Genomic DNA, 661 nt, shown 5'->3' on the forward strand with positions numbered 1-661 from the left:
ACCCAAACGGTCCCCGTCGTCATTCACTCCGCCAAAGGCGGCGAGGAAGCCGTGCGCCGGCTTGAGCCTGCACGATGGTCCCTCACTCCGTCCTGGTCCAAGGAACTCAAAACCAAGTTCCCTACGTTCAACGCCAGGTCAGAAGGAATCACCGACAAGGCGACATGGCGCGGCCCCGTCAAAACGCACCGTGCCCTCGTACCTGCGACGGGCTACTACGAGTGGCAGACCGACCCCACCACGAAGAAGAAGACCCCGTTCTACATCCACCACCCCGATAATGAGGTCCTAGCGTTCGCCGGCATGTACTCCTGGTGGAAGGATCACTCAAAAGCTGACGATGATCCGAACCTCTGGACTCTCACGGCCACCATCCTCACCTCGGGCGCTATTGACGAGCTCCTCCACATTCACGACCGGAACCCTGTTCCACTCCCGAAGGACTGGTGGGACGACTGGCTGAACCCCGAGCTGATCGGTGACCAGCACGTCGTCGACGCAGCCATACAGGCTGCGCTACCCGTCGCAGCAGCACTCGAAATCGTTCGGGTCGCACCCCTCCCTGCACAGGGAGACGGGCCAGAGCTCACTCGGGCATCGTAGAAGACCCAGCAGATCAAGGAGTGAAAATGCCTCTTCGAGGCTGAGGTGCTGAGGGAAG

General features: G+C 60.8%; 1 protein-coding gene. It reads left to right on the top strand.

Features of this window, described 5'->3' with window-relative positions; all coding sequences use genetic code 11:
* Positions 1–603: SOS response-associated peptidase (locus JF66_RS19835; protein ID WP_035880611.1), on the top strand; the 603-nt coding region annotated here is incomplete at its 5' end.
* Positions 604–661 lie beyond the last annotated feature (58 nt).

Origin of the sequence: Cryobacterium sp. MLB-32, from assembly GCF_000738085.1 — a bacterium.
In the GTDB taxonomy this organism is placed as follows: Bacteria; Actinomycetota; Actinomycetes; order Actinomycetales; family Microbacteriaceae; genus Cryobacterium.